Annotated in this window: 19 protein-coding genes; 10 read left to right on the forward strand and 9 right to left on the reverse strand. The window is 34.0% G+C overall.

The features are described 5' to 3' along the window. Positions 1-77 precede the first annotated feature (77 nt). Positions 78-308, forward strand: a complete 231-nt coding sequence (locus BLV91_RS06830; protein ID WP_091431075.1) for a hypothetical protein — start codon at positions 78-80, stop codon at positions 306-308. Between the two features lie 4 nt (positions 309-312). Here the strand turns inward: BLV91_RS06830 and meaB are convergent, their stop codons facing one another. Beyond that, positions 313-1,413 carry a methylmalonyl Co-A mutase-associated GTPase MeaB gene (gene meaB / locus BLV91_RS06835; RefSeq protein ID WP_091431077.1) on the reverse strand — a complete coding sequence of 367 codons (1,101 nt, stop codon included), beginning with the start codon at positions 1,411-1,413 and terminating at the stop codon, positions 313-315. Positions 1,414-1,587: 174 nt separating this feature from the next. Between meaB and BLV91_RS06840 the strand changes: the two genes are divergently transcribed. From BLV91_RS06840 to BLV91_RS06865, 6 genes are all read left to right on the forward strand, one after another. Continuing rightward, positions 1,588-2,499, forward strand: a complete 912-nt coding sequence (locus tag BLV91_RS06840) for an AEC family transporter (RefSeq protein WP_091431080.1) — start codon at positions 1,588-1,590, stop codon at positions 2,497-2,499. Positions 2,500-2,530: 31 nt separating this feature from the next. After that, positions 2,531-3,760 carry an MFS transporter gene (locus tag BLV91_RS06845; protein WP_091431082.1) on the forward strand — a complete coding sequence of 410 codons (1,230 nt, stop codon included), beginning with the start codon at positions 2,531-2,533 and terminating at the stop codon, positions 3,758-3,760. Between the two features lie 80 nt (positions 3,761-3,840). Continuing rightward, positions 3,841-4,479 (forward strand): peroxiredoxin, encoded by a 639-nt coding sequence (locus BLV91_RS06850; protein WP_091431085.1) that lies wholly within the window; start codon positions 3,841-3,843, stop codon positions 4,477-4,479. A gap of 350 nt (positions 4,480-4,829) precedes the next feature. Beyond that, positions 4,830-5,468 (forward strand): ATP-binding protein, encoded by a 639-nt coding sequence (locus tag BLV91_RS06855; protein WP_091431088.1) that lies wholly within the window; start codon positions 4,830-4,832, stop codon positions 5,466-5,468. Positions 5,469-5,699: 231 nt separating this feature from the next. Further along, a complete protein-coding gene (locus BLV91_RS06860; RefSeq protein WP_091431090.1) occupies positions 5,700-6,092 on the forward strand; it encodes a hypothetical protein in 393 nt (130 codons plus the stop codon). Between the two features lie 131 nt (positions 6,093-6,223). Next, entirely contained in the window at positions 6,224-6,610 is a 387-nt protein-coding gene (locus BLV91_RS06865) for a hypothetical protein (protein WP_091431093.1), read from the forward strand. Between the two features lie 289 nt (positions 6,611-6,899). Here the strand turns inward: BLV91_RS06865 and BLV91_RS06870 are convergent, their stop codons facing one another. From BLV91_RS06870 to BLV91_RS06905, 8 genes are all read right to left on the reverse strand, one after another. After that, positions 6,900-7,664 carry a DMT family transporter gene (locus BLV91_RS06870; RefSeq protein WP_245709623.1) on the reverse strand — a complete coding sequence of 255 codons (765 nt, stop codon included), beginning with the start codon at positions 7,662-7,664 and terminating at the stop codon, positions 6,900-6,902. 26 nt (positions 7,665-7,690) lie between these two features. Beyond that, positions 7,691-8,272: an NUDIX domain-containing protein gene (locus BLV91_RS06875; RefSeq protein WP_091431095.1), complete on the reverse strand. Its 582-nt coding sequence runs from the start codon at positions 8,270-8,272 to the stop codon at positions 7,691-7,693. Between the two features lie 29 nt (positions 8,273-8,301). Beyond that, positions 8,302-9,330 (reverse strand): cellulase family glycosylhydrolase, encoded by a 1,029-nt coding sequence (locus BLV91_RS06880; RefSeq protein ID WP_091431098.1) that lies wholly within the window; start codon positions 9,328-9,330, stop codon positions 8,302-8,304. 94 nt (positions 9,331-9,424) lie between these two features. Next, complete coding sequence (locus BLV91_RS06885) at positions 9,425-10,696, reverse strand: adenylosuccinate synthase (RefSeq protein ID WP_091431100.1); 1,272 nt, start codon at positions 10,694-10,696, stop codon at positions 9,425-9,427. 71 nt (positions 10,697-10,767) lie between these two features. Beyond that, the gene (locus tag BLV91_RS06890) at positions 10,768-11,241 is read right to left on the reverse strand and encodes a Fur family transcriptional regulator (RefSeq protein ID WP_091431102.1); all 474 of its coding nucleotides are present in this window, start codon (positions 11,239-11,241) and stop codon (positions 10,768-10,770) included. Positions 11,242-11,367: 126 nt separating this feature from the next. After that, complete coding sequence (locus tag BLV91_RS06895; protein ID WP_091431104.1) at positions 11,368-13,587, reverse strand: RelA/SpoT family protein; 2,220 nt, start codon at positions 13,585-13,587, stop codon at positions 11,368-11,370. A 108-nt stretch (positions 13,588-13,695) separates the two neighbouring features. Then, positions 13,696-15,249 (reverse strand): serine hydrolase, encoded by a 1,554-nt coding sequence (locus tag BLV91_RS06900; RefSeq protein WP_091431106.1) that lies wholly within the window; start codon positions 15,247-15,249, stop codon positions 13,696-13,698. 136 nt (positions 15,250-15,385) lie between these two features. Continuing rightward, on the reverse strand, positions 15,386-16,171 hold the full coding sequence (locus BLV91_RS06905) for a TrmH family RNA methyltransferase (RefSeq protein ID WP_091431107.1): 786 nt from the start codon (positions 16,169-16,171) through the stop codon (positions 15,386-15,388). 213 nt (positions 16,172-16,384) lie between these two features. On the opposite strand from BLV91_RS06905, the gene BLV91_RS06910 reads away from it, so the two are divergent. Genes BLV91_RS06910 through BLV91_RS06920 form a run of 3 tightly spaced genes read left to right on the forward strand, consistent with a single transcriptional unit; the run spans position 16,385 to position 19,113 of the window. Beyond that, positions 16,385-16,987 (forward strand): trimeric intracellular cation channel family protein, encoded by a 603-nt coding sequence (locus BLV91_RS06910; RefSeq protein WP_091431109.1) that lies wholly within the window; start codon positions 16,385-16,387, stop codon positions 16,985-16,987. Between the two features lie 36 nt (positions 16,988-17,023). Then, positions 17,024-17,998, forward strand: a complete 975-nt coding sequence (locus tag BLV91_RS06915) for a hypothetical protein (protein WP_091431110.1) — start codon at positions 17,024-17,026, stop codon at positions 17,996-17,998. After that, positions 17,995-19,113 carry a DegT/DnrJ/EryC1/StrS family aminotransferase gene (locus tag BLV91_RS06920; RefSeq protein WP_091431112.1) on the forward strand — a complete coding sequence of 373 codons (1,119 nt, stop codon included), beginning with the start codon at positions 17,995-17,997 and terminating at the stop codon, positions 19,111-19,113. Before BLV91_RS06915 ends, BLV91_RS06920 begins: the two co-directional genes overlap by 4 nt. Positions 19,114-19,122 lie beyond the last annotated feature (9 nt).

The following is a 19,122-nucleotide window of genomic DNA, read 5'->3' on the forward strand; positions in this document are numbered from 1 at the left end:
AACTTTATTCGGTTATTTGTCTAGTCGTTGGGTCAATAAGCCAGTGATACTATAAAAACATTAAATATAAATTACAAATGGAATTACCAAAGTTTTTACTGGGTGACAATACTGATTTTCCTGAAGATATTTTCATCATACATTTAGATTATCCAAGATTTATAATCAATCTTAAAGATGATGAGGTTGAGTTTATGGAAGAAGCAGAAGACCTTGATGAAGGAGAGTTAAATGCTGAAATGGAAGGCTTAGTCGAGCAAGCAAATGCTTTTTACGACAAAGAAATGGAACGTTACGAGAAAGAGTAAATAGTTACTTAAAATACTCTTTCAACAATAATTGAGCGGCTGCAAATGGTGAAATTTCATCATTATGCACCGCTTTTTTTGTGGAATCTAATATGCTTTGAATTGTAGGATGGTTATAAAAACGCAGTTTTATTTGTTCATTGATGGTTTCCATTAACCAATATTCATTTTGCTCTGATCGTTTTTGATAAAAATAGTCGTTGCCTTTAGTAAGTTCTATAAACTTTTTGATAGTTTCCCATACTTCTGGGATTCCATCTTGATTAATGGCACTACAGGTTGCAGTAGTAGGTATCCAGCCCGATTTTTTAGCTGGAAAAAGATGTAGAGCTCTGTTGAATTCGCTTTTTGCCAGTTTTGCTTTTCTGATATTATCTCCATCTGCTTTGTTAATGACAATAGCATCCGCCATTTCCATAATTCCGCGTTTGATTCCTTGCAGTTCATCTCCTGCTCCCGCAATTTTCAATAGCAGAAAGAAATCGACCATACTATGCACAGCAGTTTCGCTTTGGCCTACGCCAACGGTTTCTATAATAATGGTGTCGAAACCACAGGCTTCACATAAACTGATTGATTCTCTGGTTTTTCTAGCCACACCACCTAATGTTTCTCCTGAAGCTGATGGACGGATGTAAGCATTCTTGTCCTTCACTAATTCTTCCATACGGGTTTTGTCTCCTAAGATACTTCCATGTGAAATGGTGCTACTGGGATCAACTGCCAATACGGCCACTTTTTTGCCTAAGCCAGTTAAGTGTTTTCCAAAAGCTTCTATAAAAGTACTTTTTCCTACTCCGGGAACACCGGTGATTCCTATTCTTACTGATTTATTGGCATGAGGTAAACAAGCTTTTATTACCTCGTTGGCTTTCGCCAAATGATCAGGATTGGTGCTTTCGACCAAAGTAATAGCACGGCTTAAAGCGGTTATGCTACCAGATAAAATTCCATTAACTAACTCTTCGGGAGAGGGTTGTATTCTCCTGAATTTCTGAATAGTTTTTACTACCGAAGGGCTGAATATTTCTGGTGCAGGAATACCCGCTTTCTCTTGAAGGGCAGAAGAATGTTTTATTTTATCGTTTTCCAAAATTGAAATCATTTTTAGTAAAATTAGCACTTAAACATGAATTATTGTGATTAAATGACATTTTTATGATAAAATAGGCGGCAAAAGCATCTTAGATATGACAGCTTTAAAATTATAGGAACTTCTTTAATATTTTTGTTCTTTTATCCTATGTGCTATTAATTTAGTGGATATATTTGTTGTGCTATGATCAATATTATTCTAATTTTTCTTTATCTTTTTGTCGGACTGGCTTTCCAGAAAATTAAATGGTTTCCTACAGATAGCTATAAGTTATTAAACAAGATTGTAATTTACATTTGCCTTCCCGCTTTGGCATTGTATTTTATTCCAAAAGTGCATTGGAACAACCAATTGCTATTTCCTATTGGAGTAACCTGGATTGGTTTTATACTCGCTTATTTTTTCTTTGGATTTTTAGGAAGAAAGTTCAATTGGTCTAAAAAGCTCACGGGTTGTTTAATTTTAACAGCTGGTCTTGGTAACACTTCCTTTTTAGGATTCCCAATAATTCAAGCTTTATATGGCGCTGATGGTATGAAAACGGCTATTTTAGTCGATCAGCCGGGTACTTTTGTGGTATTGTCCACATTGGGAATTCTTGTAGCAACATTATATTCTAGTGGAGAGCAAAACGGAGTTCAAATTGTGAAGAAAATCATGTTTTTCCCGCCGTTTGTCACTTTTGTTTTGGCTTGTGTCATGAATGTACTTGGTTTCGATTTTCACGAGTGGATTCAATTTGTATTACAAAAAATAGGAAGTGGAGTTACTCCCTTAGCATTGGTTTCAGTAGGATTGCAATTGCGCTTTGAAAGTAGAAGTCAGCATTGGAAATTCTTAGGACTGGGTCTTTTGTATAAATTGATATTGACTCCAGCCGTAATTTATTTCTTGTACGTTATCGTTTTGAATCAACATTCAAAAATGATTGAAGTTTCTATAATGGAAGCAGCAATGGCCCCCATGATTACAGCAAGTATTTTGGCAAGCACACATGGATTAAAACCTAGACTGAGCAGCATGATGATAGGATATGGAATTCCTCTTTCTTTTATCACATTAACTGTTTGGTATTTTATCCTTCGATTTATTTAATTTCTTTGACACCTCTTTTCAACCTTAGATTATGCAGACTCTTTCCAATACAGAAAAAACAATATCCAATCCAGTATTAGCCCAAAAAACGGTTTATTCCATTTTATTCTCCATTGCATTTGCTCATTTGTTGAACGATTTAATGCAGTCCGTTATTCCGGCGACTTATCCCATATTAAAAGATAATTTTCAGCTTAATTTCACCCAAATTGGACTGATTACTTTTGTGTACCAACTGACAGCTTCTTTATTGCAACCATTTATAGGTTTTTATACGGACAAAAAACCAAAGCCGTATTCATTAGTTATAGGAATGCTTTTTACAATATCTGGCTTGGCATTATTATCGTTTGCTACTGAGTTTTGGATGATTTTGGCAGCAGTGTCATTAGTAGGGGTTGGTTCATCTATATTTCACCCGGAAGCTTCCAGAGTCGCCTTTTTAGGTTCTGGCGGAAAAAGAGGATTGGCGCAATCTATTTTCCAGTTAGGAGGAAATACAGGGAGTGCAATAGGTCCGCTTATGGTAGCTGTTATTGTTGCGCCTTATGGACAATTTTATATCATTTGGTTTATTCTTGCCGGTTTCATCGGAATCTGGGTATTATCTAGAATTGCTGTTTGGTATCAAAATCATTTGTCGTTACGCGCTTCTAAAAAGGTAGTAATTGAAGAGGATTTTGTTCCATTGTCAAAAAAGAAAATCAAAATTTCTATTGCGATTTTATTGTTGCTGATATTTTCTAAGTTCTTCTACATGACAAGTATGTCAAGCTATTTTACCTTTTATTTGATGCATAAATTCGGACTTTCTATTCAAGACTCCCAGTTTCATTTGTTTGTGTTTCTAGCTTCAGTAGCTGCAGGAACTTTAATTGGAGGGCCTTTAGGAGATCGTTTTGGAAGAAAATATATTATTTGGATATCCATTTTAGGGGCAGCGCCTTTTACTTTGCTATTGCCTTATGCTAATTTGTTTTGGACAGGTGTTTTATCAGTAATTATTGGGGTTGTAATTGCTTCAGCTTTTTCAGCAATTTTAGTTTTTGCCCAGGAATTGATGCCTGGAAAAGTAGGAATGATTTCGGGATTATTCTTTGGTTTTGCTTTTGGAATGGGTGGTTTAGGCTCAGCGTTCTTGGGTTATCTTGCAGATCAAACTAGTATTGAATATGTTTATCAAATAAGTTCCTATCTTCCTCTTATTGGTATATTTACTTACTTTTTGCCCAATATTAAAAAGAAAGTTGTTGCTAGTTAAATTTGGTTTTATTTATGAGTATTAGTGATTCATTTCGTGATTTTTTGATTAATTTTAGATGAATTTAAAAACAAAAAGTCATGGCAACATTGCGATTAGGAGATACAGCTCCAGATTTTGAAGCGGAAACTACATTAGGGAAAATAAAATTTCATGAATGGTTAGGAGATTCTTGGGGCGTTTTGTTTTCACATCCTGCTGATTTTACACCTGTTTGTACTACAGAGTTAGGAACCGTTGCTAATTATTACCCTGAATTTGTTAAACGCAATACAAAAGTCATTGCACTAAGTGTTGATGGGCTTGAGTCGCACTTGAAGTGGATAAAAGACATTGAAGAAGTTCAAAATGTGACTTTACAATACCCTATTATAGCTGATGAAAGTAAAGAAGTAGCTAATTTGTATGATATGATTCATCCTAATGCAAATGAAACCTTCACTGTTCGTTCCGTTTTTATAATCGGGCCTGATAAAAAGATAAAATTGACACTTACTTATCCTGCTTCTACAGGAAGAAATTTTGATGAAATCCTTCGTGTTATTGACAGTCTGCAATTAACGGCAGATTATAAAGTGGCAACTCCGGCAAACTGGAAAGATGGTGATGATGTGGTTATTTCGCCATCTATAAAAGACGAAGACATTCCAGCTAAATTCCCAAAAGGCTTTAAAAAAATAAAATATTATTTAAGGATGACACCGCAACCTAATAAATAGGAATAAATAAGATTTATAAAGAAGGGAATTCAACGCTAGTTGAGTTTCCTTTTTTTTATGCTTTGTGTTTTTAGGAGCAGTAGGATTTGTTTTCAAAATAACTTTCAGTCCTGCTGTACATTACAATCCTCGCTCTTTAGCAAGAGCTCGGGATTTTCATTTCCATCAGGGCTATTGAGAACGTTTTTGTTTCTATAATATCGTTATAAGTTTTGTGAAGAATTAGTTCTATATTTGAGAGTGTATACTATGAGTTCTAGTAGCGACAATCTATCCAGTTTTTGGTGTATAGGCGCTATTTTGTAGCGGGTGTACTTTTTGGTGGCAATAGAAACATAAAACCTTTAAAAATGACAGAAATACTAACTGATGAATGGTTAAATGAGTTCTTTGCAGTTGCTGATGTAGACAATATCATTAAAAGAAGAGAATCATATTGTATTGAATTTAAAAGCAATTTTGATTGGCAAACTGAGTCATCCCGAGCTACTTATTGTAAATCTTTAGCAGCTTTTGCAAATAATAACGGTGGTGCATTATTTTTCGGAATTGAAAACAAACCTCATAAAATCATCGGAATAAGTAATTTTGAAGATATTGACGATGCAGACATTACAAATTATATTAATGAAGTTTTCACACCTCACATTCAATTCGAAAGAAGAACGTTCGAATATAAAAGTTTAACTATTGGGATACTTTATTCTGTAAAAAGTAAAGCGAGACCTATTATTTGTACTAAAGACACTTCGAAAACAAACTCTTCAGATATCTATTTCCGTTACAGTGCGAAATCTACTAAAATAAAAGCTGGAGATTTAATAAAACTAATTCAAGACGTAAAAGATGATGAGTCAAATAAGTGGTTAAAATTACTTGGCAATATTGGGAAAATTGGTATAGAAAATACGCATTTATTAAATTCACAAAATGGCGAAATTATAAGTGATAATAATACTTTTCTATTAGATGAAGAGTTATTAAAATAAATTAAAATTATCGATAGATACTCTATTCAAGAAGATGGACAACCAGCTGTAAAAATAATTGGTCATATTCCAGAATTAGCTAGAGTTATAAAAAAGTCAACTGTTCTATACGAAGAAGATTTATATAAAGAATTTTTACTAAACAAACAGGATTTTAGAGCTGAAGAACTATTGAGATTTGCTTGTCAAAGAAATACTTCTTCATATCCGTTTTATTTCTTATTCAAACGAATGAATTTTAATTATGAACAAAGCAAGCATTTTTTAGAAAACACAAAAATTGCTGGAGCAGTAAGAAAGTCATATATTGAGAGAATCGTTAATGACGTGAAACAAATTAAAAATAAAAATAAATTTTCATTAGGTAGTTTAAGCAAAAATGGACCATCAAGAGCTCAATCTTTAAATTTTTTACAAAACAAAATACCTTTCGAAATTGGCGATGAAGAAAATGCTAAAAGAATATTAGAATCTGTGTTTTCACTTGAAAAAGGACAATATGATAAAGATTATGTTAAACAAAAACAGTTCGAAATTTTTGAAAAGTATTATCCATTTGGAAAAGGAAATGGTAATTACTTATTTAGAGATTCTATTGCATATATAGATTATATTGAACGATAAACGCGATGACTATGACTTTTTATTTGTCTGATTCATAGTAGTCTGGAAAGCATTAGAACGTTTTATGCCACTTTTAGGAAAGGAAAACCAGTCAACAAATCAAGAAATAAAACTAATATTTATTTGAGAGAATGAAAAAATTTACTCTAGGCATATTGATAATTTTTGTTCTAACCATTGGGATTTATTTTATATGGTGGAAATTACCTTTGACAATCAATAGAAGTTCAGACATAAAACTTGGTGAAAAAATAATCAAGAATATTGAAAATTATAAGACAACGAACGAGCTTCCTGATAATGACGATTGGAAAACATTAAGAGGATTTGGCTTTAGAGACAAAATCGACTTTCTTCAACCAGAATACAGAAGAGTTGACAAAGAAACATTTGAGTTGATTTACATTGAAGGTTTTGATGGGCCATATTTAATGTGGAATTCAATTGAAAGAAAATGGAAAGAAGGCTATCCAACATTTCCTAAAACAACAGAAAAACAACAGAAAAGCGACATATAACAGATAAGGATTTGTTGGCCTCGAAAAGCCATCAACGAAACCTATGTTGAACTAACCGCTCTACATCTTCTCGTGCTTGATGACAACGAGTACTTACTTAAATAAGAAGAATAAGCGTAGTGTTTATAATAAGACTACTAGAAATAAATTAGTTTCTCTAAACCTAAAAATCAGTCCTTTTTATTAGTCAACAACAAACCCGTAATAATAATTCCCATGCTTATAATTTGAGTTAAAACAATGTCTTGGTTTAAAAAAAAGTAGGCTAATATTCCGCTGAAAATCGGAATTAATAATAGATCAATGCCGTTTTATTAGTTCCTATTAGACTAATTGCTTCATTCCATAAATAGTATGAAATTAGTGATGCACATATTCCAACATATGTTGTGGCATAAATTGTTGTGGAGTCAAAAATGACTTGTTTGTAATACAAGTGCTCTAAAATATAAAAAGGCATCAGCAGAATCGTTCCTATAATAAAGAGGGCAAACAAAAATACATTTGATGGAATTTCTTTAGGCTTAAGCCGTACCAAAATGGTATAGCCCGCAAAGAAAAGACAAGCAATCAGCATTAATAGGTCGCCAATTGCAAACTGTATTTGAAGCAAAGACTGTAAAGAGCCTTTGGTAATTAGTATTAGAACGCCTAGTATGATTGTTAGGATGCCAACAATTTTGAAGTTACTTATTTTTTCCTTAAAAGCAATTCGGGATAGCGCCACAATAAATAAAGGAATGGAAATAGCAATTAAAGACAAGTTCACTGCAGAGGTTGTTTTGCCAGCAAAATAAATCAACGTGTTAAATATGGTGATTCCAAGCACTGCTGTGATGGCAAGAAAACGAATATTTTTCTTTACGTCACCCCAACTTTTAATAGTGCTTTTTATTGCAAAAGGAGCTAAGACTACACAAGCGATTGTCCACCTCCAAAATGCTAACCCTACTGGCGGAATATGGCCTTTTATACCGCTTGCAATCACGAAATTCACTGACCAAAGTAAGGTAGCAAACAATGCGAATAAAACACCTTTTGTCTGGTTATTCATATTCTAAATTCTCAAGAGGTAGTTTTTTAAACGAGCTGATTAATTTTAGCATGCTGCAATAAGAGGATTGTCTTCGCATCTTTAATTTTCCCAGACGCAATCATCGCATAAGCTTCGTCATAAGACATTTCCATCACATCAATGTTTTCCTCTTCATGTGCTACTCCGCCGCCTTCATTTACCTTCATAGATTCGTCATATTCACCTACGAATAAGTATAAAATTTCAGTTACAGCACCAGGAGACATATAAGTTTCCATAACCTTGTGAACTGTTGTAAGGCGATATCCAGTTTCTTCTTCAGTTTCTCTTATGATGCATTGTTCTGGATTGTCTTGGTCTAACATACCCGCGCAAACCTCAATCATCATCCCTGTTTTGTTTCCGTTGAGATAAGTTGGTAAACGAAACTGACGAGTTAAAATGACTGTTTTTTGTTTTGTGTTGTAAAGCAGTATAGCAGATCCATTTCCTCTGTCATAGACTTCTCTTTTTTGGGTAATCCAAGAATTGTCATTTTTTTGATAATCGAAAGTTACTTTGTTTAAAACGTACCAGTTATCAGAAAGTAGTTCGGTTTGCTTAATCTTTATTTCAGGGTTTTGCATTCGTTTTATTTTGATTTGTTAGCGTAAAATTAAGGGTTTCTAGGACTTAAACTAAGGTTTTTAAATGTAGTTCCCCAATTATTATTGTTATTGTCATTTGGAAGACCTGAAGTGGTTAGTAATGCATCTTGATCAGTCGCGTCTTTTTTCCATACCCAAGCACAAACTGAAAGTCCACGGGTAGAAAGAATATCCAAAAACGGTTTTGGATTCATTAGAAGCCCCGCATTCATTGGGGCGGTTTCTCCAAAAATAATTGGTATTTTTTTATTTTGTAATTGGCTTAATCGGGAGTCAATTGATGATGGCTTATCCAAAAGCCATTTTTCATACCCATGAATATCAAATAAAATATTTGATTTGTTAGCTAAGAATTCATTTGCTTTATTTAATAGAACACTCTCGTCTTGGCCTTGTTCTGCACAAGGAATTAGGATGATGTTTTTATTGCCTGTGCCTCGTATAATTGTAGATAGTTCAGTCATATCGTTGATCCATTGCGCATCGGTATATCCATCAGCTCTATCGTATCGATAAGGTTCATTCCAGACTTCAATCCAAACATCTGGTTGGTTTTTGAATTGGACGGCCCATTGTGCTAGGATTACTTTATAAGCATTCCACCAAGAAGTTTGTGTTGGACTTTTACCAGTAAATTCGGTTTCGCTGTTACCATCCCAGCCAAAGGCGCATAGAATAGTTATTCTGTTGTTTCTTCGATTGTCATCAACGATGCTTTGCAAGGAATAGAGATAGGAACCACTTGAAGATTGGATTGGACCATCTGTGAGTGGCGTTTCTTTACTATTTCCAATGAATTCTCTTGCAATATCAAGGTTCCAACCATTCATGTCGCTACTACCAACGCTAAATACATGAAAAGCATTTGCTCCGATCAGTTGAATGGGTTTATCCTTGTACATAATAGCCGAACCTGAAATCATATATTCTAAATCATTCTCATTGGCAATTGGTAAATCTTCTTTTTTACAAGATGAAAAAAGTACCAAATATAAAAAGAGGAATAGGAAAAGGCTATATTTTTTAGGCAGATTCATTGAGGTTATACTTTTTACAAATTGAATTTGTGAATTGTAAAAATACTATTTTTATAAAAAAAAACGTCCCGATTCATCGGGACGTTAGTTAACCTTATTTAAGGATAGTTTGTTTTCTATCTGGTCCTACAGAAACAATTTTTATAGGAACTTCAATTTCTTGCTCGATATATTCGATATACTCTTTTAGTTCGATAGGTAATTCCTCGTATGTTGTCATACCAGTTAAATCAGCTTTCCAACCTTTGAATTCTTTGTAAACTGGAGTTACATTTTCTGGCTCAATGTTGTAAGGGAAATGAGCGATTTTTTCACCTTTATAGTTGTAATCGGTACACACTTTCAAAGTTTCGAATCCAGAAAGTACATCACCTTTCATCATCATCAATTGTGTCACACCATTTACTTGTACAGCATATTTTAATGCTACTAAGTCTAACCATCCACAACGTCTTTGTCTTCCTGTAACAGATCCAAATTCATTTCCTACGCGCGCCATTGTAGTTCCATCTTCGTCAAAAAGTTCAGTAGGGAATGGTCCGCTACCTACACGAGTTACGTATGCTTTGAAAATCCCGTATACTTCTTTGATTTTGTTAGGAGCAATTCCTAATCCTGTACAGGCACCTGCAGCAGTAGTGTTAGATGAAGTTACAAATGGATATGTTCCAAAATCAACATCAAGTAATGAACCTTGAGCTCCTTCACATAAAATTGATTTACCTGCTTTTTGAGCTTGGTGTAAATATTCTTCACTATCAATAAAATCTAATTTTTTCAAATCTTCAATAGATTCAAAAAATTCTTTTTCAAGTTCGTCTAGATTGTATTGAATGTTTACGTCATAAAACGCAATCATTGCTTCATGCTTGTCAGCAAGAGCTCTATATCTTTCTTTGAAATCTTCTAATTCGATATCTCCAACACGAATTCCGTTTCTACCCGTTTTGTCCATGTAAGTTGGCCCAATACCTTTAAGAGTAGAACCAATTTTTGCTTTCCCTTTTGATGCTTCCGAAGCAGCATCTAATAAACGGTGAGTTGGTAAAATTAAATGTGCTTTTCTTGAAATGATTAATTTACTTTTAATGTCTAAATTAAATTTCTCAAGACCTTCGATTTCTTTTTGAAAAACTACAGGATCGATAACTACCCCGTTACCAATTACATTTACAGCTGTTTTATGAAAAATTCCAGAAGGAATGGTTCTAAGTACATGTTTTATTCCGTCAAATTCTAAAGTATGTCCAGCATTTGGCCCACCTTGAAAACGAGCAATAATATCATAATTTGAGGTAAGTACATCAACGATTTTTCCTTTTCCTTCATCTCCCCATTGTAATCCTAGTAATAAATCTACGGCCATTCTGTTTATTGTTTGTAGTTAAGTTTTTATTCGATGAACACTTTGCAAGTTGTTCGTGTATTTATTATTTCCTAAATATCAGTTTCTGATTTCGGAACTTTTTTAACTCCATAAAAATATAAGGAGTGATTAGTTATTTCAATATCGAATATTTCTTCGATTGTACTTTTGATTGATTGTATCCTTGGATCACAAAATTCGATTACCTCTCCAGTATCGGTCATGATAATATGATCGTGCTGTTTGTCGAAATACGATTTTTCGTAATGCGCTTGATTTTGGCCAAACTGATGTTTACGAACTAAAGCACAGTCCAATAATAATTCGATTGTATTGTATAATGTAGCTCTACTGACACGATAGTTTTTGTTTTTCATTTTGATATAAAGATTTTCTATATCAAAATGTTCTTCACTTTCATAAATTTCCTGAAGGATAGAGTAACGTTCAGGAGTTTTTCGATGCCCTTTTTTTTCAAGATACATTGTAAAAACATTTTTTACAATTTCTTGGTTTTTGTTGTTATCTGTGGAAATGAGTGTCATATCTGGCAAAGATAATAAAAAATTTTAGCCACTTGACTCCCAAAGTGGGAATAAAAGGTGGATTAAATATTTTTTTGATTAATTAATTTGTTTTGCATGTAGTATTGCTCGCTGTGGGTCATGCTGCTAATTTTTATAGATCCGTGTCACTTTATCAACTCCATCAATTTTCTTGATGTTATCTATCAGTTTTTTCAAAATAGTGATGTTTTGGACAACAACAACCACTTGTCCCTTAAAGAGACCTGCTTCACCATTAAGTGCAATGCTTTGGATGTTGACGTGCATGTTATTCGAAATCACTTTGGTCAACTCATTCGTAAGTCCTAAAGTATCCATTCCCGTAATATTAAGAATAGCTTTAAACTCTTGTTGTGAAGAGTCGATCCATTTTGCCTGCATTATGCGATAGGCATAATTAGACTGCATGGAAATGGCATTCGGGCAATCTCTTTTATGTACCTTGATTCCTTCGTTGATAGTTACAAATCCAAAAACGGGATCTCCAGGAATGGGATTGCAACAGGCAGATAATTTATAATCTAATTTATCCTGTGCTTTACCAAATACTAGCATATCGTAATTGCTGTTCAACACCTGTTTGTGGATGTCGACATCTGCAGTTTGCTCCGTACGTTTGATCTTGCTTTTAAAGAAATTCATTAAAGTATTGCTTCTCTGAGCAGCAAAATCTTTAAGTTGTTGATTTTCAATCGAGCCTACACCAACTCTGTAAAATAAATCCAAACTGGTTTTTAACTTGAAGAAATTAACCAAGTCATTAACAACTGACTCGTTTAGCGTGACTTTAAGATGTTTAAGTTTACGTGTAAGTACTTCTTTTCCATCTTCGGCAATCTTTTTGGTATTTTCGTTCAGTACGTTTCTAATCTTATTTTTGGCACGCGAGGTGGTAACATAATCAAGCCAGTTCATTGTTGGCTTTTGATTTGCAGAGGTAATTATTTCAACCTGGTCACCATTTTTTAATTCATAATTAAGCGGCACCAGTTTTCCGTTAACTCTTGTTCCGCGAGTTTTAATTCCTATTTCGGAGTGTATGCTAAAAGCAAAATCAAGTGATGTTGCGCCCTTTGGTAACGATTTTATATCTCCTTTTGGAGTAAAAACATAGATTTCCTTAGAGTAAAGATTCATTTTGAAATCCTCGACAAAATCTACCGCACTAGTTTCTGAGTTTTCAAGTGCTTCTTTTAATAGGTTTAACCAATTATCTAAACCACCTTCTTCAGACACTCCATTTTTGTATTTGTAGTGTGCTGCATAGCCTTTCTCAGCAATTTCATCCATTCGTTCACTTCGAACTTGTACTTCAACCCATCTTCCTTTTGGCCCCATAACGGTTATGTGCAAGGCTTCATATCCGGTGGATTTTGGTGATGAAATCCAATCGCGCAAACGACTCGGACTTGGTCTGTAATGATCAGTTACTATAGAATAGATTTTCCACGCTAGAAATTTTTCCTCAGGTGGAGCTGATCTGTAAACAATACGAAGGGCAAATTTGTCATAAACTTCATCAAAGCTTACGTTTTGAGCCTTCATTTTTCGTCGAATTGAATAGATGGATTTTGGGCGTCCTTTTATTACATATTCTATTCCTTCAGCATCTAATGATGTTTTAATGATATCTGAAATATCCTTAATATAAGCATCTTGTTGCTCTTTCGTTTCTTTTATTTTACTTACAATTTCATTGTAAACGGTGGGTTCTGTATATTTTAAACCTAAGTCTTCTAGTTTGTTTTTGATATTATATAAACCCAAACGATGTGCTAAGGGAGCATAAATATATAATGTTTCTGATGCAATTTTAACTTGCTTATGGTCATCCATTGACTCCATAGTTTGCATATTATGCAATCTATCGGCGATCTTGATAAGGATTACACGTACATCATCATTAAGTGTCAAAAGCATTTTACGGAAATTTTCCGCTTGCATAGACACATTCATGTCTTTTTGAACTAATGATATTTTAGTCAAACCTTCAACAAGTTGTGCCACTTTTGGATTAAAAATACGCTCTATGTCTTTTACGGTAGTGGGTGTATCTTCAACAACATCGTGAAGTAATGCAGCAGCAATGGATGTAGCTCCCAAACCTATTTCAGAAGCGACAATTTTTGCCACAGCAATAGGATGGAAGATATAGGCTTCACCTGATTTTCTTCTCTGTTCTTTATGGGCTTCTACCGCAACATCAAAAGCTTTACGGATCAATTTCTTGTCTTCGGGAGTCAAGGTTTGGTAACTGATACGTAGTAATTCTTTGTATTCTTGAGCGATTGCTTTATTTTCTTTTTCTATATCAATTTCTGTCATAACGGCATGGTTCATTTTCTAAAAATAACTATAAGTTTACATATATGCAAGAGATAAATCAATGCTGAAAAATAAAACACTAAATTCTATTTTAAAGTTGGTTTTCGTCTAATTAGTAACTGCCTTTGTGAAGTCCAAATCCTGAAAATCATAACTAAAATCAGTTAAATCAGAAATGGGTTTCATTTTTAAAGCGGTTGCTTTTCCGGCTTTGTCATATTGAAAAAATAAATGAGCGTCAGCATGTAAATAGGCATTGTCCCATTTTACAACATAATTACCTTCTTTATAGAAAAACACTTCCCCTTTTAGTTGAGAAGAACGTTTAGATTCAAAGTATAATTTTCCTTTTTTCTCAGTGATTATGACATCTCCAAACCAACTGTCAGTGTAAGTTCCTGTAATAGTTTTGTAGTCAGTTTTGATTTTGGCAGCCTTGTTCTTTGCTACAGTAGCCCAAACTTCATCCGTAACTTTATCGGCAGAATCTTCGTTAGCTTTGATGCGACTGCTGTAAAGTGCAACATAGTCCTCCGATTTTATATCAAGATAGCTGTCTTTTATAGTATTTGTGATTGCACGAAATGCAGCACCTGATTGTTGGTTCGTCAGTACAATAATTCCCAATTGCAATTCAGGGAAATAAGTAGTTTGCGTTACAATTCCTTCTAGTCCACCAGTATGTGTTACCTCTTTGTATCCTTTTACATCACTCAAAAACCAACCTAATCCGTAGGCTTTAAAATGAGAGTTATATGGCGCTACAGTGCTAATTGGTATTATAGTTTGTGGTGTCCACATTTCAGCATGTTCTTTTTCAGAGAATAACTGTTTGTTGTCAGCTCCGTATTTTCCATTATTCATTTGCATAATGGCCCATTTGCTCAAATCATTGACGCTAGAATATATTCCGGCTGCAGCATCAAAAAGTTGATTTTTATACCTTGTTATCACCTTCAGTTTTCCATCGATAGGCACATGAGGAGCAATTATATTAGTGCTGTCTTTCAATCGTACAAAAGAAGCTGCGCTATTATTCATTTCTAATGGCTTCATGATACGATCTTCGACAAAATCGGCCCAGCTTTTTCCACTTACCACATGAACAACCTCTCCAGCTACTATATATAATAAATTGTCATAATCATATTTTGTTCTGAAAGCAGAAACAGGCTTTAAATATTGCAAGTTTTGAATGATGTCTTGGGCAGTAAAATTACTTCCGTCAGGCCAAATCATTAAATCTCCTGCACCTAGACCAAGTCCGCTTCTATGACTTAATAAATCACGGATTGTAAATTCCTGGGTCACGTAGTCATTATACATTCTAAAATTCGGAAGGTATTTGATAACTTTATCGTCCCATTTTATTTTTCCTTCATCAACAAGTATTGCTAGAGCAGCACTTGTAAACGCTTTACTATTAGATGCAATTCCAAAAAGAGTGTTTGCATCTACCCTTTCTTTTGTGTCAATTGATTTTACACCATAACCTTCAGCCAAAACTACTTTTCCATCTTTAACGATTGCCACTGCAATTCCCGGAACATTAAAAGTTTTGATAGTACGATTGACTAATTCGTCCACTTGAGTTGGACTGATTTGAGCCAAAGAAAGCGTAGTTGAAATTAACGTTATTGCTACAAATAAGTTGTTTTTCATATTTTTAATGTAAGATATGTTATTTTTTTAGCTAGAGATTTTCTTTTATCGAAATGATAGAATCACAGCAACTTTTTATTTTTAAATCTAAAATCTAAAATCTAAAATCTAAAATCTAAAATCTGCAATCTAAAACTTAAAAACCTCTTTGTCTTTTAGCTTCAAAGATTAAAATTGCAGCTGCTACCGAAACGTTCATGCTATCAATTTCGCCTTGCATCGGGATAATGATATTTTTAGTAGCGGCATCACGCCATTCCTGTGTTAAACCAGTTGCTTCTGTACCTACTACCAAAGCTGATGGAGTGGTGTAATCTTGAGTATGGTAGGATGTCGAGTTTTGTAAAGTGGCACAATAGAAATTGATTTTTCGTTCTTTCAAAAAAGCAATGATTTCATCCGTTGTCCCAGTGGCAATTTGGTTGGTAAAAAGACAGCCAACGCTTGAGCGCACTATATTTGGATTGTATAAATCACTTTTTGGATTGGCAATTATCACGGCGTCCAGATTAGCGGCATCAGCAGTTCGCAATAAAGCACCAATGTTTCCTGGTTTTTCGGGCGCTTCTGCAACTAAAATTAACGGGTTGTCTGATAATTTTAAGTCGGCTAACTGCATGGATTTTGTTTTGGCAATAGCCAAAATACCTTCAGTAGTTTCTCGATATGCCAGTTTTTGAAAAACATCCTTGTTGATTTCTATCAGCTCAGCAGTTTTATCTATTTTTTTTGCTTCAATTTCAGTACAAATTTCAGGATAAAACAATATTGTTTCCACTTCATAACCACCTTTGATAGCTATTTCAATTTCTCTTTTGCCCTCAATTATAAAAGTACCCGTTTGCTTGCGGTTTTTTGCTTTTTCCTGCAATAATACCAATGATTTTATGAATGGATTTTGAACTGAAGTGATTTGTTTCAAGATATTCTAAAATTTAATTATTATTTTTTAACAAAGATACATAGAGAACATGCAGTTTTATAAATTTAGAATGGAATATTTATGAATCTGAAATGAGATTGAATAGATAAGTTTGTCAGAACACTTTTACGCAACTATTTTTCTTTAATTTTGCCACAATTGTCGTTTTATTACAATAAAAATTAAGGTCTCAATCTTAACTCACCAAAATTCATGTTTCATTTATTAGATATCATAGGAACAATTGCTTTTGCAATGTCAGGCGCATTGACTGCCATGAGCAAAAAAATGGATGCCTTTGGGGTATTTATAATTGCTTTTGTGACTGCTGTGGGAGGAGGAACTTTGCGAGATGTTATGATTGGGCGAACACCAGTGGGATGGATGCTTGACTTAGAGTATGTATATGTAATATGTATCGCTTGTGTTTTTGCCGTGTTGTTCAGAAAGAAATTTGATCGATTGCGAACTTCACTGTTTCTATTTGATACTATCGGATTAGGGGTTTTTACTTTAATTGGTCTTGAAAAAGGAATTAATATTGGTTTGCATCCTATTGTATGTATCGCATTGGGTACTATGACAGCCTGTTTTGGAGGTGTGATCCGTGATATTTTATGTGCCGAAATCCCAGTGATTTTCAGAAAGGAAATATATGCCACGATCTGTATACTTGGAGGTGTCGTGTTTTTTATCTTAAAAAGTTTTGATTTTGATGATGACCTATTATACTTAACAACCTCTTTAGTGATTATTTCTGTTCGTTTAATGGCAGTCAAATTCAAATGGTATTTGCCAACTTTCGAAAATAAATAAAAAAAAGGTTACTTTCACGAGGTCTAAAATTAAACAGTGAAAAATTATTCCGTCCAAAAATATCAGGAAAGTGATTATGCTAATTGGAATGCCTTTATTGGTCAAGCCAAAAATTCTACGTTTCTATTCCATCGTGATTTTATGGAATACCATAAGGACCGATTTGAGGATTTTTCTTTAATGGTTTTTGAGGGAAAAGAATTAGTTGCTGTTTTACCAGCGAACAAAGTGGGGAATGAACTTTATTCTCATCAAGGATTGAGTTATGGTACGATTGTTATCCAGAATAATATTAGAATAAAAAATTATTTGAACATTGTTAGGGAATTGATGTTCTATTTATCTCAATTAAATATCGAATTCCTTTATTTGAAATTGCCACCTAAGATTTACAATAGAGTTTTATCGGATGAATTAGATTATGTTTCTTTCTTGATGCAGGCTGTAGTGTATCGCTCAGATATATATATGGTTGTTGATAATAGTGAGAGTTATATTCCCAATAGAAATAGGAAAAGGGCTTTAAAAATGGCCAGTCAAATCGAGATTGAAGTCCGAGAAGACCATAATTATGTGGGTTTTTGGGAAGAGGTTTTGGTTCCTAATTTAAAAACAAGATTTGGAGTATTGCCGGTTCATTCTTTAGAAGAAATAAAGCAGTTAGCGAAATGTTTTCCTGACCAAATTAAATTGTTTAGTGCGTACATTAATGGTGTTTTGAATGCAGGGGCTGTTCTTTTTGTTATGGATAATCTGGTTCATTTTCAGTACAGTTCTGGTATTGAAGATAGAAATAGCACAGCGGCTTTGGACGTGCTTTTTGATTTCGTGATGCGAAAATATTTAGATAAAAAGTACATAAGTTTAGGAAGTTCATCTGATAAAAATGGACTTGTTATAAATGAAGGTTTGGCCTATTGGAAAGAAAGTTTTGGAGCCAAAGCGTCTGTTCAGAATTATATCAAATTAAAAACGGAGAATTATAGCAATTTAGAAAACGTTGTACTATGATACCATTTCTAAATTTAAAAAAAATAAATGAACCTTACGAAACTGCTTTTCAAGAAAAATTGAAAGTAGTTTTAGATTCTGGTTGGTATATTTTGGGTAATGAAGTTAAGGAGTTTGAAACTCGTTTTGCCAGTTATTGTGGGACAAAATATTGCATAGGAACGGGAAACGGTTTTGACGCGATGGTTTTAATTTTTAAGGGCTACATTCAGTTAGGGAAATTGCAAAAAGGCGATGAAGTTATCGTTCCCGCCAATACCTATATTGCCAGTATTCTGGCTATTTTACAAGCTGATTTAGTTCCTGTTTTGGCTGAGCCAAAGTTGGAAACCTACAATATAGATGCTGATTTAATAACAGAAAAAATCACCTCAAAAACCAAAGCAATTCTCGCAGTTCATTTGTATGGTCAATTAGCCGAAATGGATGCAATAAATGAAATTGCTGTTGAAAATAATTTATTGGTAATTGAAGATGCAGCCCAATCTCATGGCGCAGAGATTGATTTTAGATTGCAGAATTCAGGAAGAATTAAAGCAGGGAATTTATCAGATGCTGCGGCCTACAGTTTTTATCCAGGTAAGAATCTTGGTGCTTTAGGTGATGGAGGAGCTGTTGTTACAAATGATGAAGAACTTTCAAAAGTAGTTTCAGCTCTTAGAAATTATGGTTCAGAAACCAAATACCATAATAATCACAAAGGAATGAATTCAAGGCTGGATGAACTCCAAGCGGCTTTTTTGAATGTAAAACTGGGTCATTTGGACTCAGATAATGAACTCAGAAGGGTAATTGCGCAACGATATTTGGCTGAAATAAATAATGATAAAATAGTGTTGCCGCACTGGGATTTATCTAATAATCATGTTTTTCATTTGTTTGTTATTCGAACAAAAAACCGAACAGAACTGCAAGAATATTTGCATCAAAACGGAATACAAACGGTAATCCATTATCCGATTCCGCCACATAAGCAAAAAGCCTTATTTGAATGGAATGATTTGTCTTTTCCAATTACAGAAAAAATTCATGACGAGGTTTTGAGTCTACCTATAAGTCCAGTTTTAACTGCGGAAGAAGTTGATTACATTATTTCTGTTTTAAATAAATACTGATTTGGAAGT

It is taken from the genome of Flavobacterium degerlachei (assembly GCF_900106645.1).
Lineage (GTDB): Bacteria > Bacteroidota > Bacteroidia > Flavobacteriales > Flavobacteriaceae > Flavobacterium > Flavobacterium degerlachei.